The sequence below is a fragment of the Litoreibacter meonggei genome, assembly GCF_003663885.1.
In the GTDB taxonomy this organism is placed as follows: Bacteria; Pseudomonadota; Alphaproteobacteria; order Rhodobacterales; family Rhodobacteraceae; genus Litoreibacter; species Litoreibacter meonggei.
Window position 1 is genome coordinate 609,968 of the sequence record NZ_RCCE01000002.1, and the last position, 22,858, is coordinate 632,825.

The following is a 22,858-nucleotide window of genomic DNA, read 5'->3' on the forward strand; positions in this document are numbered from 1 at the left end:
GTTAAATGCGGCAGGCAGGTCAGGCTTTCAATCCATTATCTGCGAACACCCATCGGCATTCTTGCGCACATTCAGGTTACGAGCGCATTTTCGATGATCTCGACGCGGCCAGTCCCGTCGACCAACGCCACATCGAAGCGCATATCGGTATCTTGTCCTGCGGGCTCATTGGAAACGAACTCGCTCGCCGCTTGAAATAGTCGCGTCATTTGTCCGGCCAGCAATCTTTCAGCGGCTCTCGAATGGGTGCGGCTTTGTTTGACCTCAATGAAAACAACTTTGCCGCCCCAGCGCATCACAAGGTCGATCTCTCCACCACGCGCTCGAAACCTATGTGCGGCGAATTTGTATCCGCGCCTTAAATAATCACGCGCCACGCTCCGCTCGGCCTCAATCCCTGCGTGGTATCCCATTCGGCCACGCGCAGATCGCGACATCGCTATTTTCCTTCTTTTTCCAATCTAAGCGCGGCTTGGTAAACCTGCCTGCGCGGCTGGCCGGTTGTCGTCACGACCTGCGCCACTGCGTCTTTCAGAGATCCCGCGGCCATCGCCTCTTTCAGCAAGATGTCGGTGTCCTTTTCATCGAACGAACTGACCTCGCCACGGGCGACCAAAACAACCACTTCACCTTTTAGCGTGACTCCATCAAGTTCATCCACCAATGCTGCCAAGGTGCCGCGCCGGACTTCTTCGAACTTTTTAGTCAACTCACGTGCGACGACAGCATCACGTGTCTCGCCATAAACTTCGACCAGATCAGCTAACATTTTATGAACCCGCTTCGGGCTTTCGTAAAAAACAAGCGTTCCGGGTACTTCTGCCAGTGACCTCAGAAAGCTCTGCCGTTGGCCCTTTGAGGTGGGTGCGAACCCTGCGAAAAAGAAGGCGTCGGTCGCGAGGCCGCTGACTGATAGCGCCGCTAAAACTGCAGATGGCCCCGGCGCGGCGGTGACCAAGTACCCTTCTGCGGTTACGGCGCGACCCAATTGATAACCGGGATCAGCAACAAGTGGCGTGCCCGCCTCGGACGCATAAGCCACCGACTTTCCCTCTGCCAGTGCCCTGAGCAATTTGGGCCGCGCAGATGCGCCGTTGTGGTCGTGATAGGCCACCATCGGACGCCCCTCCAAAGCGATTCCATGAATATCCATCAATCGGCGCAAAGTTCGGGTGTCTTCAGCGGCCAAAACATCAGCCGACGCCAAAATATCAAGCGCGCGCAGCGTGATGTCACGTGCGGTGCCGATCGGAGTGGCTATGAAATACAGGCCAGACGCCAGATTTACGCGATTTGCAGCCGTCATCAGCCCTACCCTTCGTCTTCACGTTTACTTGACACTCCATACCTCGTATTCAGTTTGCCACAAGTGTGGCTGTGCCGGCGGCCATTTGGTGGGGACTTATGGAGTGATTAACATGTTCAACCTTTTGGGAAGCGCCCGCAAGGGCGCGCGTGCCGTTTTGGCGATTGCCGCAGCCGTCGCGCTGTCGGCCTGCGATGTCGACCTGCGCGACGTCGGTGGCGGTGGTGGTGGCACCAAGTCTGACGGCAACGCAGTCGACGTGGCGCTTCTGGTGCCTTACGGCTCTGCCACTCCGGGCGACGAGGGCTTGGCACGTGCGCTGGAAAACGCAGCACGGTTGGCCATTGCTGATTTGGGTTCCGGAAAGATTAATTTAACAGTCTACAACACCGCCGGTCAGGCAGGGACGGCGGCATCCGCGGCGTCTCAGGCCGTCGCGGCTGGCGCTGATATCATCCTCGGGCCGCTCCGCTCTGACGCGGCGAACGCCGCTGCAGTTGCGGTGTCAGGATCCAAGGTCAACGTCATTTCCTTCTCCAACAATACCTCGATCGCAGGGGGTAACCTCTTCGTTCTGGGCAACACCTTTGACAGCATTGCGTCGCGCCTTATGACGTATGCTGGCTCGCAAGGTCGCAACCGTGTCGTCGTGGTCTATCCGCGCACACCGGTTGGTCAGATCGCGCGCTCGGCCATCGTGAAAGCCACTGCAGGCACCAACGTGCAAGTGGTTGGCGATGGTTCGTTCGAATTCAGCGAGCAAGGTATCGTATCCGCGATCCCGACCATCGCGAATACAATCAAGGAGTCGGGCGCAACTGCGGTGATGCTGACCTCGAACAGCACGGGCGCGCTACCGTTGCTGGCGCAATTGCTTCCCGAAAAAGGCGTTAGCCCCGCAGTGACGAAATATATCGGGTTGACCCGTTGGGATGTGCCCGCCCAAACCCTGTCATTGCCCGGAGTTCAAGGCGGTTGGTTCGCCCTTCCTGACCCTGCCCCGGTGGCTCAGTTCAACAGCCGTTATGCCAGCGCATATGGCGATAACGCACATCCATTGTCGGGCTTGGCATATGATGGCATTGCCGCTGTAGGGGCTCTGGCCGCCAAAAAGCTTGCAATGACCAAGGGAAACCTGACGCAATCCTCTGGCTTCAAGGGCGTGAACGGGGTATTCCGCTTCAAAGCCGACGGCACAAATCAACGTGCTATGGCGGTTGCCCAAGTGACGAACAATCAGGTCCAGATTATTGATCCCGCACCAAAATCCTTCGGCTTCGGCGGTTTCTAAGCCCGGCCAATCTGATATGAAACTTTCTGCGCCGGGCGAATTGATCCGCCCGGCGCACGAAATTCTGGACGTGGATGCCTTGTTCGCAAGGCTAGACGCGGATCTTTCCGACTGCACAGATGCCAAAGCGATGCGGGCAGCAACTGTTGCGGCATTGTCCGACGTGCAGATCGCGGGACGTGAAATCATTGCAGACGCCTTTTCACAGTCTCCGTTGGCCGCTCGACGGGTTTGCCGATCCTACAGTTATCTGACAGACGGTTTGGTGCGTGGTGCGTTTCATGTTGCCTGTAAGCATCTGCACCCGATCTCCAACCCGACCGAATCCGAACGGCTTGCGGTGGTGGCTGTGGGTGGCTACGGACGCGGCGAGATGGCCCCGTTCTCGGATGTGGATTTGCTGTTTCTGACTCCGTACAAAATCACGCCTTGGGCCGAGAGTATCATCGAGTCGATGCTGTATATCCTGTGGGACCTGAAGCTGAAGGTCGGCCACGCTTCGCGAACGGTGAAAGACTGCCTGCGGCTAGGCCGCGAGGATTTCACTATCCGCACCGCACTTCTGGAGCACCGCCTTGTCGACGGCCACACTCCTTTGGCCGAGGAGTTGGACGCTCAGCTTTGGGGCAAACTTTTCAAAAACACGGGTGCGGAATTCGTCGAAGCGAAGCTTGAAGAACGCGAAGCACGCCTGAAAAAGCACGGCGGTCAGCGCTACATCGTGGAGCCCAACGTCAAAGAAGGCAAAGGCGGCTTGCGCGACCTGCAATCACTTTACTGGATTGCCAAATACGTCAAGCGGGTGAAAAAAGTTTCCACGCTGGTACGCTTGAAGGTTTTCACGCAAGACGAGTTGGACAATTTTCGCTTCGCCGACCGCTTCCTCTGGGCCACGCGATCCCACATGCACTTGATCGCCAACCGCGCGACCGAACAGCTGACTTTTGATCTGCAAGTAGAAGTGGCGGAGCGCATGGGCTACGTGGACACAGGCGGGCGCCGCGCGGTCGAGCATTTCATGCAAGACTACTTTCGCCACGCCACTCGCGTAGGGGAGCTTACACGTATTCTGCTAACCGATTTGGAAGCCCGCCACGTCAAACAAGAACCCGCCATCATCGGCTTCCTACGCAATGCCCGCCGCAAGCGGTTGAAACCAGGCTACAAACTCCGGCAAAACCGCATCTCCGTGGTCAATAGACGCAATTTCCTGAAGGATCCCCGCAACTTGCTGCGCGTCTTCGAGGAAGCACTGCGCACCGGCTATCTGATCCACCCGGATCTAATGCGCCTGATTGCCTCCAACTTGGACATGATCCGCGGTCTTGAAGGGGACAAAGACGCTTCGCGCATCTTTCTCGACACATTGCTCAAACATGGCAATCCGGAACGCGCCCTGCGCCGGATGAACGAGCTTGGAGTTTTGGGCGCGTTCATCCCAGATTTTCAGACCATCGTCGCGATGATGCAGTTCAACATGTATCATTCCTACACGGTGGATGAGCACATCATTCAGACGATCTCTCACCTTGCGCAGATAGAGCGTGAGGAGTTGATCGAGGAGCTTCCCGTCGCCTCTTCCATCCTGAAACGGGGAGTAAATCGCAAAGTCATCTACGTTGCGCTGCTTCTCCATGACATTGGCAAAGGCCGTGCCGAAGATCATTCCATCCTTGGTGCCAAAATGGCCCGCTACATTGCGCCAAGGCTCGGGCTGAACAAAGAGGAATGTGACACTGTTGAATGGCTGGTCCGCTACCATCTGGTCATGTCTGACATGGCCCAGAAACGAGACATTGCCGACCCACGAACGGTTCGTGATTTTGCCAAGGCCGTGAAGTCAGTCAAGCGGCTCGACCTGCTATGCGTTCTGACGGTTTGCGATATTCGCGGTGTTGGTCCAGACGTTTGGAACAACTGGAAAGCGTCCTTAATCCGCGCTCTGTATCGCCAAACGAAGCGCGGGCTGGAAGACGGGATGGAGGCATTGAACCGCGAGGAACGTGGCTCGGAAGCCAAGAAAAACCTTCGAGCAGCTTTGCCAGATTGGGAAAAGAAAGACCTCACCCGCGAAATCGCGCGCCATTACCCGCCTTACTGGCAAGGGCTACATGTTACTGCGCATGTCGATTTCGCCAAGCTGCTCCGCGATATTCCGACCGACGAAATTCGCATCGAACTGACCCCTGACGACGATCGCGACGCCACCCGAGCCTGTTTCGCCATGGCTGACCACCCGGGCATCTTCGCTCGTATGTGTGGTGCGCTGGCTCTCGTGGGCGCAAACGTCGTCGATGCACGCACCTATACCTCGAAAGACGGCTTTGCGACGGCAGTGTTCTGGATACAGGACGGCGACGGGCATCCTTATGACATAACGCGACTGCCGCGCATGAAGACGATGATTCACAAAACTCTGATGGGCGAGGTACTGGCCCGCGAGGCTTTGGCGCCGCGCGACAAAATCAAGAAGCGGGAGCGCCCCTTCGTGGTGCCAACCTCGGTGACCTTCGACAACGAAGGTTCGGAGATTTACACCATCATCGAGGTCGACACCCGCGACCGTCCCGGTCTGCTTTATGACCTCAGCCGTACTTTGTCCGAATCCAACATCCAAATAGCGTCGGCGGTGATCGCGACCTACGGCGCGCAAGTGGTGGATACGTTCTACGTGAAAGATATGTTTGGCTTGAAATTCCACTCTGCGTCCAAGCAAGCAGCCATTGAACGCAAGTTGCGTGAAGCCATCACCCGCGGCTCCAAGCGGGCACGGGAATGAGCCAGCCTAATCGCCTTTTGCGCGGCTTTGCGACAGTCGGCATGTGGACTTTGCTGTCACGCATCTTGGGTTTTGTGCGCGATGTGCTGATAGCAGGCTTTCTTGGTGCCGGTCCTGTGGCAGAAGCCTTCCTGATCGCCTTCTCCCTGCCCAACATGTTCCGCCGTTTCTTCGCCGAAGGGGCCTTCAACATGGCCTTCGTGCCGATGTTCTCCAAAAAGGTGGAATCCGGTGATGACCCGCTGACGTTCGCCCGCGATGCATTCACCGGTTTAGGTACGCTGCTGATCGTTTTCACCGTCATCGCGCAGATATTCATGCCCGCTTTGGTACTACTCATGGCGTCCGGTTTCGTCGCGGACGAGCGGTTCGAACTCGCCACACTTTTTGGCCGCATTGCCTTCCCATATATCCTGTTTATTTCGCTCGCAGCTCTTCTTTCGGGGGTCCTGAACGCAACAGGCCGCTTCGTGGCCGCGGCCGCTGCTCCGGTATTGCTGAACGTGCTTTTTATCACTGCGTTAAGTGCGGCTTGGGCTATGGATGCCGACATCGGACTCACCCTTGCATGGACCGTCCCTATCGCGGGGATCGCGCAACTCGCACTTGTCTGGTGGGCCGCTGCGCGCGCAGGCTATCGCCTGATCCCCCGTCGCCCGCGCCTGACACCGGAACTCAAACGCCTCGCCATCATCGCCGCCCCCGCCGCCCTTGCGGGGGGCGTGGTGCAGGTCAACTTGCTCGTGGGCCGCAACGTGGCAAGCTGGACGGAGGGCGCAATCGCGTGGGTCAACTACGCCGACCGCCTGTATCAACTCCCCTTGGGCGTGGTCGCCATCGCCATCGGCGTCGTGCTGTTGCCGGAACTGTCACGCCGCTTGCAAGCCGACGACGTGGCAGGCGGGCAAGACGCCTTCAGCCGTGCGGGCGAAGTCGCCCTTGCCCTAACCGTTCCGTGCTCGGTCGCGCTCATGGTCATCCCGTCGCCCATGATTTCCGTTCTATTCGAACGAGGCCGTTTCACCGCTGAGGATACCGCCGCCACCGCGCTGGCCGTCGCCATCTACGGCATGGGGCTGCCTGCGTTCGTGTTGCAAAAGATTTTCCAGCCGCTCTACTTCGCCCGCGAAGACACCAAACGACCGTTCTACTTCGCCGTGGCGTCCATGGTCATCAACGTCGTCGTCGCCGTGGGCCTTTGGGCGTGGCTCGACTACCTCGCCGCCGCGCTTGCCACCTCGCTGGCGGGTTGGGGCATGGCGTGGCTGCTATGGCGCTATTCCCGCGACTTCGGGCAAGCCGCCGCGTTCGATGCCCGCTTCCGCACCCGCGCGCCGCGCATCATTGCGGCGTCCGTGCTGATGGGGGCGTTTTTGTACGGAGCGCATATCCTGCTTGAGCCCCTCTTCGAGATGGGCGCATGGCGCTATCTGGCGTTGGCAATCCTGTTGGTCACCGGCGGACTGTTCTACGCGACCGCTGGTCGCCTCCTCGGCGCGTTCACACCGTCCGATCTGAAGCGCAGCCTCAAACGCTAACGCTGGCGCATTTTCGTGAGAACGCGCGCCCAGCCACCGGGGCTGACTAAAAAGGACATTAGGAACCCAACGACAAAGCCGGCAACGTCAGCCACCCAATCGTAGCCGCCACCAAACAGCAGGCCGAACACCAGCTGGAACGCCATCAGAAATCCAATTAGTGTAAATGCCCGCATCGAGTTTGCGCCGACCGCCGCGAGGTTCACCCAAAGCAGAAACGTAAACGCGCCAATTAGCCCATATGCGCCGGGATACGCCCCGAACAATGGCCGCTGCGTATTGGTTACCAAAGCGAAAATCAGCGCTGCAAAGATGGAGCTGACCATAAACACGGCGATAAATGACAGCGTAGAGAAGACCTCTCCCACCGCCTTGCCGATCGCCAGAACGATGACCACCGCGAACGCCGCATGGGTGAAGTTTCCGTGGATAAACGGATAGGTCACGAAGCGCTGCATATGCTCGATCGGGAAGTAGCGCTTCTCCAGCATCGCCTCCCAGATCGGACCGAAGAATGAGTAGTCCTCGAGGGCGGTCAACCGCCACCCGACCGCTTGCGCGCCGCCGATAAGGCCACTGCCTCCTGCTTGGAAGATGACCTCTATGAAGGCAATGACCGCCGCCAAAGCAATCACCACTGGTGGCAAGGCATTAAACGGGGATGCGTCTGCGTTTTCGTTATACATGGGACCTGCTCTGGTTGACCTCTTGTTGGCCCATGGGTAAGCGACAAGGACCCAGAAATCCAGACGGAGATACAGACCATGGCAGACACCGCCTTCCAACCGCGAGTGTTCTCGGGCATCCAGCCGTCCGGCGGCCTGACCCTTGGCAACTACCTTGGCGCATTGAAACGCTTTGTTGATATGCAAGACGAGGGGAATTTCGAGACGATCTACTGCATGGTGGATTTGCACGCGATCACCGTCTGGCAAGACCCCGAAACCCTGAAACGGAACACGCGGGAGCTGTGCGCGGGCTTTATCGCTTCCGGCGTGGACCCTGAAAAGTCGATCCTGTTCAACCAAAGCCAAGTGCCGGAACACGCACAACTGGCCTGGATTTTCAACACCGTCGCCCGCATGGGCTGGTTGAACCGGATGACGCAGTTCAAGGACAAGGCGGGCAAGAACCGCGAAAACGCCTCCGTAGGCCTGTTTGCCTACCCGTCGCTGATGGCGGCTGACATTCTGATCTATCACGCGACGCATGTTCCGGTGGGCGACGATCAGAAACAGCATCTGGAACTGACCCGCGACATTGCCGCCAAGTTCAACCATGACTACGGCGTGGACTTCTTCCCGATTACCGAGCCTGTGATCGAAGGGGCCGCCACCCGCGTGATGTCCTTGCGTGACGGATCCAAGAAGATGTCGAAATCCGACCCGTCCGACATGAGCCGGATCAACATGACCGACGATGCGGACACGATCGCAGCCAAGCTGCGGAAGGCGCGCACCGATCCCGATGCTTTGCCGTCAGAGGTTAAAGGCCTCGAAGACCGCCCCGAAGCCCGCAACCTGATCAACATCTACGCGGCTTTCGCCGACATGACGCCAGAGCAGGTTCTGGCCGACGTCGGCGGCAAGCAGTTCTCCGAATTCAAGCCGATGCTGGCGGAACTGGCGGTGGCCAAGCTGTCCCCCATCTCGGCGGAAATGTCGCGATTGATGCAGGATCAGGACGAGATCGACAAAATCCTGCGTCGCGGTGCCGAGCGGGCGCGGGAGATCACGGCGCCCATCCTTGCCAAGACCTATGACATCGTCGGGATGGTGCGATAGCGAACTGTCACAAAGTCGATTCAGAATCGCCCCATAACGCTATCAGAAGCCCTGCGCCCTCATCTCGTCCCGATTGCAGCGCGCGGACTTTCTCCTTTGCCCCCGATCCCTCCCCGTGGTCGGGGGCATTCTTTATCTGACGCACATAATCCGCGCGCCAATGCGCCTGTCGCTGAACGTGTTAATGCATATGTTGGCAGGGAAAGGATATTTCCATGTCTAAATCCGCGCCCAAACTTGGCCACGTGCATCTTCAGGTCTCTGATCTGGAACGCTCAATCGCCTTCTACCGCGACGTCGTCGGGCTGGAGGTCCAGCAAAGCGATGACCGTGCCGCATTTTTGTCTTTCGGTGGCTATCACCACCATCTTGCTCTCAACACATGGCGCTCCAAAGGTGCGAACCCCGCACCGCGCGGCCATCCGGGCCTGTTCCACAGCGCATTTTTGTATCCCGACCGCGCGTCACTTGGCCAAGCCATAATCCGCGCCGTGGATAACGGGTATCAACTCGATGGGGCGGCAGATCATGGCGTCAGCGAGGCGGTTTACATGTCCGATCCCGACGGTAACGGGGTCGAGCTGTACCGCGATCGTGCCGAAACCGACTGGCCCCGCGACGCTGGCGGCAAACTTGCCATGACCAACGACCCGCTCGATGTAGACGCGCTCGTGCGTGAAGGTCAAAAAGGTCTGGACGCCTGACCTAACTCATCCTAGCCTACCCACGACACGAGGGAGAACACTATGGCGACCGGCACCAATATCCGCACCTATTTCAACGGCACGTGGCACGCGGGCGACGTTCCTGTCATGCGGGCGGCGGACCATGCGATGTGGTTGGGGACCTCTGTTTTTGACGGTGCACGGTATTTCGAGGGTGTTTCGCCCGACCTCTATGCGCATTGCGAGCGCGTCAACCGCTCCGCCAAGGCGCTAATGATCACGCCGACGCATACCGCCGAGCAGATGGTCGAGATCGTGCAAGAAGGTCTCGCCGCCTATCCCAAGACCGCCGCCGTCTACATTCGGCCAATGTATTGGGCCATCGCGGGCGACGAGCTGGGCATCGTTCCGAAACCTGATGAGACCGGCTTCGCCATCTGTCTCGAGGAAATCCCGATGGCCCCGCAAGGCGCTGCAACGACACTGACCACAACGCAATTTTGCCGCCCGACCCTGTCGTCGAGCGTGGTTAACGCAAAGGCCGGCTGCCTTTACCCGAACAACGCCCGCATGTTGTCGGAGGCTCGCGCCAAAGGCTTCGGTAACGCTCTGGTCGCCGACGCTTTAGGCAATGTCGCCGAAACTGCGACCGCCAACGTCTTCATGGTGCGCGACGGTGAGATATTCACGCCCGTTCCTAACGGCACTTTCCTCGCGGGGATTACCCGCGCGCGTCATATCTCGAACTTGGCCAAGGACGGCACCAAGGTGCACGAAACGGTGCTCAGCTTCCAAGACTTCCGCGAGGCGGATGAAGTTTTCCTGTCCGGCAACATGATGAAAGTCACGCCCGTCAAGGAATTCGACGGCACGCATTACCAGTCCGGCCCTGTCACCAAGAAGGTCCGCGAGATGTATTGGGACTGGGCGCTGTCCGAATGACGCTAAAGCATGTATTGCGCGACGCCTGCGCTTGCAGCATGATCTGCACCGTGGAGGGCCTTGGCCATGCGTAAGTTTCTTGTTGTGCTCGATGACAGTCGCGAATGTCTGAACGCTATGCGTTTCGCAGCTATGCGCGCCGCCCGAACTGGCGGTGGGGTCGAAATCTTAGCGGTGATTCCACCGGACGAATTCAACCACTGGGTTGGCGTCGGCGAGATCATGCGCCAAGAGGCCCGCGACCGGATCATTGCCCATTTCGAAGTCTTCGCCAAATGGATGCGCGACAAGCAAGGGGTCGACCCCGAACTGGTCATCCGTGAGGGCGAGGCAGTGCCAGAGATTTTAGCGCAGGTAACCGATGATCCCGATGTGGGCGTTTTGGTGTTAGGTGCTGGGACGGGCAACAAAGGTCCGGGCCCGCTTGTCACCGAGCTGACACGAAGGTCGGGCACGTTGCCGATGCCTGTTACTATTGTTCCGGGCGAGATGACAAAAGAGCAATTGGAAGCGGTCAGCTAGGCCTACCCTTGGCTACTTTAGAATAATTCCAATCTATTGACTTCGCGCTAATGGAGTCTCATATCTACAGTCTACATCAAAGAGGCCCAGCCATGTTCATCCAGACAGAATCCACTCCGAACCCAGCTACTTTGAAGTTTCTTCCGGGTCAGACCGTGTTGGAAATGGGAACTGCTGATTTTCCGTCTGCCGACACTGCTGGAAAATCACCTCTCGCCAACCGCATTTTCGCGGTCGAAGGGGTTACCGGCGTTTTCCTTGGCAATGACTTCGTAACTGTGACCAAATCCGACGCGACGGAATGGGACCACGTCAAACCCGCCATTCTTGGCGCGGTGATGGAGCATTTCCAATCCGGCCAACCTGCCCTTGAGGGCGACAGCGACGCCTCCGGCGGCCACGCGGAACATACCGGTGAAGACGGCGCGATTGTGGACCAGATCAAAGAGCTGCTCGACACCCGCGTGCGCCCTGCCGTGGCGCAAGATGGCGGCGACATCACCTTCCACGGGTTCGAGCGCGGCGTGGTCTACCTGCACATGCAAGGTGCCTGCGCCGGCTGCCCCTCGTCCACGTTGACCCTGAAAATGGGTATCGAAAACCTGCTGCGCCACTACATCCCCGAAGTGGTTGAGGTTCGCCCCGTCGCGGCCTAAAGCAGGCTCATGGCTGACCAACTGACATTGGCATTCGACACATCGGCCGCGCATTGCGCGGCCGCTTTGCTATCGGGCGATACCGTTCTGGTGTCGCGCGTCGAGGAGATGCAAAAAGGCCAAGCCGAGCGCCTCATGCCGCTACTGGAAGAGGTCCTGTCAGAGGCGGGCAAAAAATGGTCCGACCTTGATCGCATTGGCGTGGGCATTGGCCCCGGCAACTTCACTGGCATCCGTATTTCGGTTAGTGCTGCACGCGGGCTGGCTCTGTCCCTAGGCATCCCTGCAATTGGCGTCAGCGCGCTGGAGGCGATGGCGTTCACGCCTGCCCAAAACCGTCAGACGCTTGCCGTTCTGGATGCACGTCAAGGCAATGTCTATACACAGCTTTTCGCCGAAGGCGGGCAAGCGCTCGACACCCCGATGCTGCGTACCGAGGATGAAATCCGCTTAGGTTCCCCGCAGGGAACTTCTTATATTGTGGGTCATAACAGCACCTCACTGGCCGCGCGGCTTGGGGCCGACGCGGTCGAGGCCCGCGCCAAAGACCTCATCACCGCCATCGCCCGCATCGGTGCCGCGCGCGCGCCGGACGACACCCGCCCCGCCCCGCTTTATTTGAGGCCCGCCGATGCGGCTCCGCCCAAAGATCCCGCGCCGGTCATTTTATGACCCCGGAAGAACTGGCCACTCTGCATGCCAAATGCTTCACCACCCCGCGGCCGTGGTCAGCGTCAGAATTCGCCGGCTTGCAAAACAGCACGTTCGTGCTGACCGCCTCGCACGGCTTCCTGATGGGCCGCGTCATTGCGGATGAGGCGGAGTTACTCACACTCGCCGTTGACCCGACCGCGCGGCGGCAAGGCGTGGGGCGCTATTTGGTCGAGGCGTTCAAGTCTCGCGCAGGGCAAGACGGCGCAGTGACTGCTTTTCTCGAAGTTGCCGCCGACAATGCCGCCGCTATAAGTCTATACCAGGCCACAGGCTTCAACGGCGCGGGCGTCAGAAGAGGCTATTATCGACGCGCCGATAGCACGACGCTGGACGCTTTGGTAATGCGTTGCGAGTTAGGTGACCGCTAACCTAGCGTAAGCGCCTGAAATCACGCCATTTGCCGGTAATAATGTTAAGAATCGGTTGACCCCTAGCCAAGGCATGGGCGTTAATATGCGATGATCTGCGGGCGACACTCGCCCGATCACTGCTTTACGCAACCGGGGGGACGGCCCCGGACGAACCAAAAAACATCTGGGAGACCACCATGACAATTATGCAAAAATTCCTCGGGGCGGCCGCGACTATGGCGCTAAGCGCTGGCGCAGCTTTGGCTGATCCGGCGATCATTTTCGATCTGGGCGGCAAGTTCGACAAATCGTTCAACGAGGCGGCCTTCAACGGCGCGACACGTTGGGCAGAAGAAACCGGCAACAAATTCGCCGAAGTTGAACTGCAATCCGACGCCCAACGCGAGCAGGCCCTGCGCCGCTTTGCGGAAGCAGGCTCCAACCCGATCGTGATGGCAGGCTTTGCCTTCGGTAACGCTCTGGGCGAAGTCGCTGGCGACTATCCTGACACATCCTTCGTGATCATCGACATGGTCGTCGACGCGCCGAACGTCCGCTCGGTCGTATTCAACGAGCATGAGGGCTCGTATCTGGTCGGTTACATGGCGGCGCAAACCTCCAAGACCAACACCGTTGGCTTCATCGGCGGCATGGACATTCCGTTGATCCGCAAATTCGCCTGCGGGTATGCCCAAGGCGCGAAAGCTGCGAACCCTGACACCAAGGTGATTTCTAACATGACCGGCACCACTGGTGCTGCTTGGAACGATCCGGTCAAAGGCGGCGAGCTGACGCGTGCCCAAATCTCCCAAGGCGCTGACGTTGTATACGCTGCCGCTGGTGGTACTGGTCTGGGTGTTCTGCAAACTGCGGCTGACGAGGGCATCTTGTCCATCGGCGTCGACAGCAACCAGAACTTCCTGCACCCCGGCAAGGTTCTGACATCCATGATGAAGCGTGTCGACAACGCCGTGTACAACGCAATGAAAGACGGCCCGGGTCTGGAAACTGGCTTCAATGTCATGGGCTTGGCCAATGACGGCGTGGGCTACGCCATGGACGAGCACAATGCCGATCTGGTGTCCGACGAGATGAAAGCGACCGTTGACGCGGTGGCAGCCAAGATCATCTCCGGCGACATCACGGTCCACGACTACATGTCCGACGAGTCCTGCCCGTCCCTGACATTCTAAGTTAGGAGCCCCAAGCCATGGCTGATTGCATCCATACTTTCTTCTCGGCTTGGGGCGACCCATCGGCCGAGAGCCGCGCGGCGAAAACCGACGCGGCTCTTGCCACCAAATTCTACTACGCAGACCCGAACGCACCCGAGCCGATCACGGATCGTGAAGCCTATCTGGCCTATGTGAAGATTTACGGCGACATGATGCCTAACGGCTCGGCCAAGGTAGTCCATATCTCGGAACACAATGGTCACGCCCGCGCGACAGTCGCCTTTTGCAAGGATGGCATCGCGATGCAGCATGGTCAGTATTTCGCAGATATCACAGGCGGAAAGATCGCCCGCCTCGTTGGATTTGCCGGCATGGGAGAACCCGAGTGAGCACTGCCCCAGCAATCGAACTTAAGGGCATCTCGAAAGCCTTCGGGCCTGTCCAGGCCAACAAAGATATCTCGATCCGCGTTATGCCGGGAACGATCCACGGCATCATCGGCGAAAACGGCGCGGGGAAATCCACGCTCATGTCGATCCTCTATGGCTTCTACAAAGCCGATAAGGGCGACATCTACATTTCCGGGGAAAAAGTATCGATCCCCGACAGCCAAGCGGCCATTGCCGCGGGCATCGGCATGGTGTTCCAGCACTTCAAACTGGTCGAAAACTTCACCGTTTTGGAGAATGTCATTCTGGGTGCGGAAGACGGCGCCCTTCTGGCCCCATCGCTGCGCAAGGCGCGCAAAGATTTGGCCGCCTTGGCCGCCGAGTACGAGTTAAACGTCAACCCAGACGCCTTGATCCAAGACATCGGCGTGGGCATGCAACAGCGGGTCGAAATTCTGAAAGCGCTGTACCGGCACGCCGACATTCTGATTCTAGATGAGCCGACTGGCGTGCTGACGCCCGCCGAGGCCGATCAGTTGTTCCGCATCCTTCACCGCCTCAAAGATGAGGGCAAAACTATCATCCTGATTACGCACAAGCTGCGCGAGATCATGGAAGCGACAGACACCGTCTCCGTCATGCGGCGTGGCGAGATGACCGCGACGGTCAAGACATCCGAGACCTCGCCCGAGCATCTGGCAGAGCTGATGGTGGGCCGTAAGGTCTTGCTACGTGTCGATAAAGAACCGGCCAAGCCGGGGGCGTTGGTGCTGGAAGTCGAGAACTTGCGCGTCGTGGATGCGGCAGGGGTGGAGCGCGTCAAAGGCATCTCGCTGGAAGTACGTGCCGGGGAAATTCTGGGCATCGCAGGTGTGGCTGGCAACGGTCAATCCGAATTGCTGGAAGTCCTTGGCGGGATGGAAAACGGCACCGGCAGCATTCGGGTTAACGGGGAAGAGCTGGACTTGACCGGCAAACACTCCGACGCGCGGTCCCGCCGGAAACGTGGCATTGCACATGTGCCTGAGGACCGCCAGCGCGAAGGGCTGATCATGGACTTCAAGGCGTGGGAAAACACCGCCTTCGGGTATGATGACGACGACGCCTACCAATCCGGTTTATTGATGAACAACGTGGCGATCCGCGAGGATGCCGAGGGCAAGATCGAACGCTTTGACGTACGCCCTGCCAATTGTGACTTGGAGGCCAAAAGCTTCTCTGGCGGCAACCAACAAAAGATCGTTTTGGCCCGCGAAATCGAGCGTGACCCTGATTTGCTGCTGGTCGGGCAACCAACCCGTGGGGTTGACATCGGGGCTATCGAGTTCATTCACCAGCAAATCGTCGCGTTGCGCGACAAGGGCAAAGCGATCCTGCTGGTGTCGGTCGAGCTGGAGGAAATCCTGTCGCTGTCGGACCGTATCGCTGTGATCTTCGACGGTCACCTTATGGGTGAACGGCTACCCGCTGAAACTGACGAAAAAGAGCTGGGCTTGATGATGGCTGGCATGACCGGGGAGGACACCTGAGATGGAGCAATTGCCAAAGTGGGCTGACCTCGTTGTCGTGCCATTGGTCGGGCTGATCCTTGCCTTCATCTTATCCATGTTAATGGTTTTTGCGACTGGCCATGATCCCATGGAAGCGCTGAAGCTGATGGTGTCCGGCGCGCTTGGGTCCACCTATGGCTGGGGCTACACGCTGTATTATGCCACAAACTTTATCTTCACCGGACTGGCCGTGGCCGTGGCGTTTCACGCGTCCTTGTTCAACATCGGCGGTGAGGGTCAAGCGGCGATTGGCGGGCTTGGCGTTGCACTTGTATGCTTGTTCATTCCCTGGCCGCACTGGACCATTGCCTTGCTGGCTGCAACTGCTGCTGCGGGCCTGTTCGGCGCGCTTTGGGCCTTGATCCCAGCCTATCTGCAAGCCAAGCGCGGCAGCCACATCGTGATCACCACGATCATGTTCAACTTCATCGCGGCATCCTTGCTGAACTATGTGCTGGTCAACCAGTTGCGCCCGAAAGGGGCGATGGACCCCGCAACCGCGAAGTTCCCCGAGCCATCGCATTTGCCCTCACTGGGTGAAATCCTGAACAGCGTCGGGATACCATTCGCGAAAGGCACGCCGGCCAATGTCACGCTGCTTGTCGCCCTTGCGGCTTGTGTCTTCGTCTATTTCCTAATCTGGCGCACGCGCCTTGGCTACCAGCTACGCGCCTTCGGTAAATCGCAACCCGCGGCAGTTTATGCGGGAATAAACCCCGTCAAAATTACGATTATCACCATGATGATCTCGGGCGCGTTGGCGGGCCTAATGGCGATCAACAACGTCATGGGCGAGGCTGAACGCCTGATCCTTGGCTCTGTCGAGGGCGCGGGCTTTATCGGTATTGCCGTGGCGTTGATGGGGCGGTCCCACCCCATCGGCATCCTGTTCTCGGCGTTGCTTTTCGGTGCGCTCTACCAAGGCGGAGCAGAGCTTGGCCTCTGGACCTCGATCCCACGTGAGCTGGTGATCGTCATCCAGGCGCTGGTCATCCTGTTCACCGGCGCGTTGGACAATATGGTGCGCCTGATGGTGGCCAAGGTCTTGATACGACCCAAGCGGGCGGAGGCATAAGCGATGGATTATCTGACAATCCTGCAAATCCTCGACAGCGCCCTGCGGCTTGCCACACCGCTGCTGTTCGCCTGCCTAGCGGGCCTGTTCTCGGAACGCGCGGGCATCTTCGACATCGGCCTAGAGGGCAAAATGCTGATGGCGGCCTTCTTCTCGGCGGCCACGGCCTATTCAACCGGCTCCGTCTGGTTGGGGCTGTTGGCAGGTATCGCGGGATCACTGGTGCTGTCGGGCATCCACGGGCTGGCGTCGATCACCTTTCGTGGCAATCAGCTTATTTCCGGCGTTGCGATTAACTTCCTCGCGTCCGGCCTCACGGTTCTTATCGGACTAAGCTGGTTCAAACTGGGCGGGCAGACGCCGGCCTTGCAGGGGGACGCCCGCTTTCAGGGTCTCGATCTTCCCTTTGCCGAAGCCTTGTCCGGGGTACCAGTATTCGGCCCTTTGTATTCCGAGGTCCTGTCCGGCCACACGATCCTTGTATACGTGGCGCTGCTTTGTGTTCCGCTAACCTGGTATGTGCTGTTCCGCACCCGCTTCGGGCTTCGCCTGCGCGCTGTTGGGGAAAACCCCGCAGCCGTTGATACCGCCGGTATCTCCGTCGTTGGCCTACGTTACGCTGCGGTCGCAATCTGTGGCGTGTTGTGCGGGTTAGCAGGGGCTTATCTAGCAACGGGTTTGGGGGCCAGTTTTGTCAAAGAGATGACTGCCGGGCGGGGTTATATCGCGCTGGCAGCACTGATCTTTGCGAAGTGGCGGCCATGGTATGCGCTTTATGCGACGTTCCTATTCGGGCTACTGGAGGCGATTTCCAACCGCTACCCAAGCCTTGATCTGGGCTTTGTCACCTTGCCCTCGCAATTCATGCAAGCATTGCCCTATATTCTGACCGTAGTGATCTTGGCGGGATTTGTCGGCAAAGCGACACCCCCGCGCGCAGGTGGGGAGCCTTACGTCAAAGAGCGATGACGAACGGGGCGAGTCCCAATAAGGCGTATACGGGCGTGTCTTAGCCAGTTTTCTTAACTGGACTTATCATTTTGGATTGCTCAGTCCAGTTGACGGGGTCTAAGGAACGTCCATGCAAATCTATCTTCCCATCGCCGAGGTTTCGGTCAACGCCTTCCTTCTTCTGGGATTGGGTGGGATCGTGGGTATACTATCGGGCATGTTCGGCGTCGGGGGTGGTTTCCTAATGACGCCACTCTTGTTCTTCATCGGCATCCCACCAGCCGTTGCCGTGGCAACCGAGGCCAACCAAATCGTTGCGTCGTCGTTTTCCGGCGTGCTGGCGCACTTCAAACGGCGAACCGTCGACCTAAAGATGGGCCTTGTCCTGCTGATAGGCGGCCTTATCGGGGCGGCGATCGGCGTTCAGGTCTTCGCGATCTTGCGTGAAATGGGCCAAGTCGATCTGCTGGTCAAACTTTGCTACGTTGTTTTCCTTGGTATCATCGGCGGCTTGATGTTTTTCGAAAGCCTAAGGGCTATTCGCCGTTCCAAGCGTCCGTCGGCGGTTCCAGAACGCAAAAAACACGGGCTTGTCCATGCACTGCCCTTCAAGATGAAATTCCGCACATCGGGCCTGTATATCTCTGTCATTCCACCGATTGTCGTTGGTCTGTTTGTTGGTGTCCTTGCGGCAATCATGGGCGTGGGCGGTGGCTTTATCATGGTTCCTGCCATGATCTACGTTTTGGGAATGCCGACGAAAGTTGTGATCGGGACGTCGCTGTTCCAGATCATTTTTGTTACCGCATTTACCACCCTTCTGCATGCAACCACCAACTACACCGTTGACATGGCGCTGGCTGTTTTGTTGCTGGTGGGTGGCGTGATTGGCGCGCAGATCGGCACGCGGATTGGCGTCAAGCTGAAAGCCGAGCAACTGCGTATTCTGCTCTCAATCATGGTTATCGCCGTGTGCGCCAAACTGGCCTTGGACTTGCTGATCGAACCGTCCGAGCTGTTCTCTTTGGGTAGCGGAGGTCACTCGTGATCCGGGCCCTTGCATTCCTCTTTTGCCTTGTCACCATGCCCTTGGCTGCCGAAGAAGTGGTTGCTGGCCTGTCGCGCGACGAGGTCCAGATCACGGCAAATTTCGACGGCTCCGACATCCTGATCTACGGCGCTGTCAAGCGCGAGTCTCCTGCTGCTTCCGAGCCAATGGAGGTGATCATCACCGTGTCCGGCCCAGAGCAGGCAGTCAATGTCCGCAAGAAAGCCTGGCGTTTTGGGATTTGGGTGAACGCAAGTGCGGTGGAAGTTGACGAAGCGCCAAGTTTTTACGCCGTCGCATCTAGCGGTGCGCTTAGGCAGGTGCTGACCCGAACCGAGGATCTACGCCACAGCATCTCCATCCCACGTGCAATCCGATCAGTCGGTGCGCCGTCTACTGTTGCCAACGCGGCAGAATTCACCGAGGCGCTCATCCGAATTCGGACAGCGAACAACCTATATCAACAGCTCGATCACTCTGTGAAACTCTACGATCAGACATTGTTCTCTACGACAATCGACCTGCCTGCGAACCTCGTCGAAGGTCCTTACGACACCCGCATCTTTCTTGTGCGAGGCGGCATCGTCGTTGACGACTACGAGACTGTCATCAACGTGAACAAAGTCGGGTTAGAGCGCTGGATCTACGACCTCGCGCACCAGCAACCACTGGTTTACGGGCTCTTGTCGCTGTTTATCGCGATTGCCGCTGGCTGGATGGCCTCTGCGGTTTTCCGCTACATTCGTTTTTAGTCTGACCTAGTCTTCCGCGTCAGGCGATTTCAGTTCCAAACGCGCTGGCCCGTTCGGCAAATCATCCGTTCGCAGCACACCCGTCGGGCGCGCCAGCATGCTACGCGTAATCCACATCAGACGGTTTTCAGCCCGCGTAATGGCGACGTAAGCTAGGCGTTTCCACAAGGGTTGCCCCGCCTCCTCACGCCCTGCTCGTGCGGCTGCGTAAAGGTCAGGCGCAAACACCTGTACTGTGTCCCATTGTGATCCTTGCGCCTTGTGGATTGTCACCGCCGCCCCGTGCAGGAAAGCTGCGCCCATGCGTGCCGCGAACGGGATAAACGGTTCTTCCTCACCGGGGGCTTCGATCTTGATGATCGACGCGGCAGAAACCTGTGGATCCTCCGCCCCGATTACATGCAGCCGCGAGAACCCCGGCTTGTTCCCCGGCCCCATGTACACTACCTGCGCCCCTTTGATCAGGCCGCGTGCTTCCAGATCAATGCGTTTTTTTCGGTGTTTCATGGGCAATTCAATGCCATCGCAAATCAGCGGTTCACCCGGAAGCAGTGTATCCACAGTCGCGCCATAGGCCCCACGGAACGCTTGGATCAGCCGGATACGCGTCGCATTGCGCCAGACCAAAACTGGCGATCTGGCCATCAGATCCGCTTCCACACGCTCGGCATAAACGACGCGATCATCTTTCGCCGCTGCGTCGCGCACCAATTGCTCAAAATCGCCGAAGTTAACGGTCGGATCGGCCAATGCATGTGCCAAATCCAAAATCGGGTTGTCTTGGGTTTGCCGGTGCACACGGGAAAGTTCCAGCTTGCGCCCGTCCTTCAACTTATCAAAAACCATCGCGCCGGATTGTCCAACTGGGGCCAGTTGCGCGGGGTCACCAAACAGGATCAGCGTCGGGAAAATCTCGCGCAAGTCTTCATATTGCTTCTCATCCAGCATGGAGGATTCATCAATAAACCCGATATCAAGCGGGTCTTCGCGACGTTTCCAGCCTTGTATGAAGTCAGAGCCTTTCAACCCAGCGGCAGCCAACGCACCCGGGATGGATTTGTTCGCCTCATAGAACAGACGCGCGCGCTCAAGGTTGGTCTCGGTCAGGCCCTCGACCTCCGGCTTGTCGCCTTGTCCGGCCAGCCATTCAGCGATCCGCTCGTATTCGGGGTCATACATTGGGGTGTAGAGAATACGGTGAATAGTTGTCGCGGGTACGCCCCTATTGCGCAAGACACTCGCCGCCTTGTTGGTCGGAGCCAGCACCGCGATGGTTCGGCGGTCTTTGCGCGGTTTTCCGTCATAGTCGCCCGAGATCAGATCGACGCCCGCTTCCTGTACCGCTTCCACCATCTTGGCGAGCAATAGTGTTTTGCCGGAACCCGCCTTACCAACGATCGCCATAACTTGGCTTTTCGCCTCGTTTAGCGGTGTCGTATGGCCTTCCAACATGTCCACGCCCGCGTTCGCCATCACTTCCGCAATGGCGTCATAGGCTTCGGCCTGATCTTCGGAAAACGTGACGGTGATGGGGGCTCTCGACATGCGGCGAACCCTACCCCGCGCCCCTCGGGTTTGCCAGAGAGATCAAGCCGCAAAAGCTACCTTGTCTTGTCCGAAAGCGCGCGCGAACCAATGCTCTGAAACGTCCGTGCTAACCCCTGCTTTTGAGGCAAGCCCACTCAGCAAATCAGGACGAAACTCCCAAAGCCCAGCACTGATGGCCTCACGACCATGCCCGTCCGTGCCTAGAACTTCCGGCAACCATCCAAGCTTGCGGTAAATTCGGATCATCCGCGCATCAAACACCCCGATTGCGTGGCTTAGCCCAAAGCCAACACCAAGCTGCGCCCCTGCCAACATCAACAGAGCGGCGATACGCCCCCCGTCTTGTGCTGAGGGTGACACGCAAAATCGGGTAGTTTCCCAAACCCGCTGGTCAGCAATTACCTTGCCTGTCAAATGGGAAAAGAAGTCGTTCACCATCGTCGCACCGGTTGACGGCAAAAACCGCATTGAGCCGCCGTGCAGACCTTCGGGAGTCTCCCAAATGACATATAGAGGATTCAGCGAGTCATATTGGTCCCTTTCAAACCCGTTTGCATCGACCGACACCTCCCATTTCAGCCTTTTGTGAAATTGGAGCGCCCGGTCTTTCAACATACTTGCTTGTAGTTTCGGGTGGACGCTTAGTTGGTCTGCGTAAACGTATCTGATCATGTGGAACTCCATCCGCTTCGGGATGGTGGAGTTCGCACAATCGGATTAAGATCACGTCAGTGGTGCGCTCGCATATCAGCGAGCCACTGCAACGCTGTCAGACGACGATAAGCCCGTGTGTCAATGCCATAGCAACCGCGTGGGTTGTGTTCGTAGCGCCAAGTTTAAATCGCGCGCTTTCGATATAAACTCTAAGGGTACTTTCGGAAATCTTCAGGGTCTCCGCAATGTTGGCGCGGTTGGAGCCTGCCGCCAGCAATGTCAGCGTGTCCTTCTCCCGGGGGGAAAGTGACCGTATTGGCCCCCGATTAGGATTGCCCTCGATTTGCAAAGCTTTTTCGTTTAGGTAGTGAGAAATTAACAGCAGGTCAGCGACCCGCTCCGATGTAAAGCTTGACCAAGAGTCGTCATTGCATTTCTGGTTGACGGAAACCAAAGCGAATTGGCCACTGGGTCCGCGAATGGGAACGCTAAAGCCCTGATTTCCCAAGCCGGCATCGCCCGCTTCACCCAGAAACGCTCGCGAGGGTTTGGCGGACCAATCTAGGGCTTTCCAATCAATCGGCTGAAACTGGCGGTAGCAGCCCTGAACAACAGGATCGATGCGGGCATAGTCTTGTTCAATATAGCGCTCCACCCACCCCGGATCATAAGTCAGCGCCGCATACTGGGCACCGGTGCTGTTGACGGAATGATAGACAAGATGTTCGAGATCGTAGACAGCTCTCAGATCTTGGACAAAGGTTTGAACCTCTTCAAGCGTTGTCGCCTGTGAAAGCGCGTCCTGCATATTGACCAGTCTGTTCATACTCACCTATCAAACGGCGTTTTGTCTCGACCGGTAACGCGAGTTCGGTTGTGGCAACCAAAATCGTGTCGTCTAGGTGTTCTGCCAGATGGTTAAGTTTGTTTCTGGCGGAGAACTTCTTGAGGTCCATCAATACGTCGATAATCCAGTCGTTCTTCATCATCACTATCCTCTCGAAAGTGTTAATCATCCGTTAACAAGAGCCTAACAGCGGAAAATTGCCGACCATATTCACCAATTGGCCCTCCCCCAAAATAGCGAGAGAGCTTTTTATAAGTGCTTGTTTTTCATGGGGCTGATCATTGTTCCGTAAAAAAGCCCGCGAACCGAAGTGATTCGCGGG

At 57.9% G+C, this 22,858-nt stretch carries 24 protein-coding genes; 17 read left to right on the forward strand and 7 right to left on the reverse strand.

The genetic code is table 11. The annotated features are described in order from the left end of the window. Positions 1-71 precede the first annotated feature (71 nt). The gene (locus BCF46_RS07790; protein ID WP_121023140.1) at positions 72-437 is read right to left on the reverse strand and encodes a YraN family protein; all 366 of its coding nucleotides are present in this window, start codon (positions 435-437) and stop codon (positions 72-74) included. Between the two features lie 2 nt (positions 438-439). Continuing rightward, positions 440-1,306: a 16S rRNA (cytidine(1402)-2'-O)-methyltransferase gene (gene rsmI / locus BCF46_RS07795; protein ID WP_121023141.1), complete on the reverse strand. Its 867-nt coding sequence runs from the start codon at positions 1,304-1,306 to the stop codon at positions 440-442. Between the two features lie 112 nt (positions 1,307-1,418). Here rsmI and BCF46_RS07800 point away from each other — a divergent pair, with 112 nt between their 5' ends. Genes BCF46_RS07800 through murJ form a run of 3 tightly spaced genes read left to right on the forward strand, consistent with a single transcriptional unit; the run spans position 1,419 to position 6,914 of the window. Next, entirely contained in the window at positions 1,419-2,597 is a 1,179-nt protein-coding gene (locus BCF46_RS07800; protein WP_121023142.1) for an ABC transporter substrate-binding protein, read from the forward strand. 16 nt (positions 2,598-2,613) lie between these two features. Next, complete coding sequence (locus BCF46_RS07805; RefSeq protein ID WP_121023143.1) at positions 2,614-5,376, forward strand: [protein-PII] uridylyltransferase; 2,763 nt, start codon at positions 2,614-2,616, stop codon at positions 5,374-5,376. After that, positions 5,373-6,914, forward strand: a complete 1,542-nt coding sequence (murJ, locus tag BCF46_RS07810) for a murein biosynthesis integral membrane protein MurJ (RefSeq protein ID WP_121023144.1) — start codon at positions 5,373-5,375, stop codon at positions 6,912-6,914. Before BCF46_RS07805 ends, murJ begins: the two co-directional genes overlap by 4 nt. On the opposite strand, the gene BCF46_RS07815 is transcribed toward murJ, so the two are convergent. Beyond that, entirely contained in the window at positions 6,911-7,600 is a 690-nt protein-coding gene (locus BCF46_RS07815) for a rhomboid family intramembrane serine protease (RefSeq protein ID WP_121023145.1), read from the reverse strand. The genes murJ and BCF46_RS07815 overlap by 4 nt on opposite strands. A gap of 78 nt (positions 7,601-7,678) precedes the next feature. Between BCF46_RS07815 and trpS the strand changes: the two genes are divergently transcribed. The 14 genes from trpS (at position 7,679) to BCF46_RS07885 (ending at position 19,487) form a co-directional block, all read left to right on the forward strand. Next, positions 7,679-8,698, forward strand: a complete 1,020-nt coding sequence (gene trpS / locus BCF46_RS07820; protein ID WP_121023146.1) for a tryptophan--tRNA ligase — start codon at positions 7,679-7,681, stop codon at positions 8,696-8,698. Positions 8,699-8,913: 215 nt separating this feature from the next. After that, positions 8,914-9,402: a VOC family protein gene (locus BCF46_RS07825; protein WP_121023147.1), complete on the forward strand. Its 489-nt coding sequence runs from the start codon at positions 8,914-8,916 to the stop codon at positions 9,400-9,402. A 42-nt stretch (positions 9,403-9,444) separates the two neighbouring features. Next, entirely contained in the window at positions 9,445-10,305 is an 861-nt protein-coding gene (locus tag BCF46_RS07830; protein WP_121023148.1) for a branched-chain amino acid aminotransferase, read from the forward strand. Between the two features lie 66 nt (positions 10,306-10,371). Beyond that, entirely contained in the window at positions 10,372-10,827 is a 456-nt protein-coding gene (locus BCF46_RS07835; protein WP_121023149.1) for a universal stress protein, read from the forward strand. Between the two features lie 92 nt (positions 10,828-10,919). Next, the gene (locus BCF46_RS07840; protein ID WP_121023150.1) at positions 10,920-11,483 is read left to right on the forward strand and encodes a NifU family protein; all 564 of its coding nucleotides are present in this window, start codon (positions 10,920-10,922) and stop codon (positions 11,481-11,483) included. A gap of 9 nt (positions 11,484-11,492) precedes the next feature. Then, positions 11,493-12,155 carry a tRNA (adenosine(37)-N6)-threonylcarbamoyltransferase complex dimerization subunit type 1 TsaB gene (tsaB, locus tag BCF46_RS07845; protein ID WP_121023151.1) on the forward strand — a complete coding sequence of 221 codons (663 nt, stop codon included), beginning with the start codon at positions 11,493-11,495 and terminating at the stop codon, positions 12,153-12,155. Then, positions 12,152-12,565 (forward strand): GNAT family N-acetyltransferase, encoded by a 414-nt coding sequence (locus BCF46_RS07850; RefSeq protein WP_121023152.1) that lies wholly within the window; start codon positions 12,152-12,154, stop codon positions 12,563-12,565. The genes tsaB and BCF46_RS07850 overlap by 4 nt, the downstream gene beginning before the upstream one ends. A 179-nt stretch (positions 12,566-12,744) precedes the next feature. Next, complete coding sequence (locus BCF46_RS07855) at positions 12,745-13,740, forward strand: BMP family lipoprotein (RefSeq protein WP_121023153.1); 996 nt, start codon at positions 12,745-12,747, stop codon at positions 13,738-13,740. 17 nt (positions 13,741-13,757) lie between these two features. After that, the gene (locus BCF46_RS07860; RefSeq protein ID WP_121023154.1) at positions 13,758-14,111 is read left to right on the forward strand and encodes a nuclear transport factor 2 family protein; all 354 of its coding nucleotides are present in this window, start codon (positions 13,758-13,760) and stop codon (positions 14,109-14,111) included. After that, positions 14,108-15,640 (forward strand): ABC transporter ATP-binding protein, encoded by a 1,533-nt coding sequence (locus BCF46_RS07865; protein WP_211332788.1) that lies wholly within the window; start codon positions 14,108-14,110, stop codon positions 15,638-15,640. The genes BCF46_RS07860 and BCF46_RS07865 overlap by 4 nt, the downstream gene beginning before the upstream one ends. A 1-nt stretch (position 15,641) precedes the next feature. After that, positions 15,642-16,736, forward strand: a complete 1,095-nt coding sequence (locus BCF46_RS07870; protein WP_121023155.1) for an ABC transporter permease — start codon at positions 15,642-15,644, stop codon at positions 16,734-16,736. 3 nt (positions 16,737-16,739) lie between these two features. Continuing rightward, on the forward strand, positions 16,740-17,705 hold the full coding sequence (locus BCF46_RS07875) for an ABC transporter permease (RefSeq protein WP_121023156.1): 966 nt from the start codon (positions 16,740-16,742) through the stop codon (positions 17,703-17,705). 112 nt (positions 17,706-17,817) lie between these two features. Further along, positions 17,818-18,735: a sulfite exporter TauE/SafE family protein gene (locus BCF46_RS07880; RefSeq protein ID WP_121023157.1), complete on the forward strand. Its 918-nt coding sequence runs from the start codon at positions 17,818-17,820 to the stop codon at positions 18,733-18,735. Then, complete coding sequence (locus BCF46_RS07885) at positions 18,732-19,487, forward strand: TIGR02186 family protein (protein ID WP_211332789.1); 756 nt, start codon at positions 18,732-18,734, stop codon at positions 19,485-19,487. The genes BCF46_RS07880 and BCF46_RS07885 overlap by 4 nt, the downstream gene beginning before the upstream one ends. A 6-nt stretch (positions 19,488-19,493) precedes the next feature. On the opposite strand, the gene BCF46_RS07890 is transcribed toward BCF46_RS07885, so the two are convergent. From BCF46_RS07890 to BCF46_RS07905, 4 genes are all read right to left on the reverse strand, one after another. Continuing rightward, positions 19,494-21,032: an ATP-dependent DNA helicase gene (locus BCF46_RS07890; RefSeq protein WP_211332790.1), complete on the reverse strand. Its 1,539-nt coding sequence runs from the start codon at positions 21,030-21,032 to the stop codon at positions 19,494-19,496. A gap of 42 nt (positions 21,033-21,074) precedes the next feature. Then, positions 21,075-21,707 (reverse strand): acyl-homoserine-lactone synthase, encoded by a 633-nt coding sequence (locus BCF46_RS07895; protein WP_121023158.1) that lies wholly within the window; start codon positions 21,705-21,707, stop codon positions 21,075-21,077. A gap of 97 nt (positions 21,708-21,804) precedes the next feature. Then, complete coding sequence (locus BCF46_RS07900) at positions 21,805-22,497, reverse strand: helix-turn-helix transcriptional regulator (protein WP_245989895.1); 693 nt, start codon at positions 22,495-22,497, stop codon at positions 21,805-21,807. After that, the gene (locus BCF46_RS07905; RefSeq protein WP_147435975.1) at positions 22,463-22,675 is read right to left on the reverse strand and encodes a hypothetical protein; all 213 of its coding nucleotides are present in this window, start codon (positions 22,673-22,675) and stop codon (positions 22,463-22,465) included. The genes BCF46_RS07900 and BCF46_RS07905 overlap by 35 nt, the downstream gene beginning before the upstream one ends. Positions 22,676-22,858: the final 183 nt, after the last annotated feature.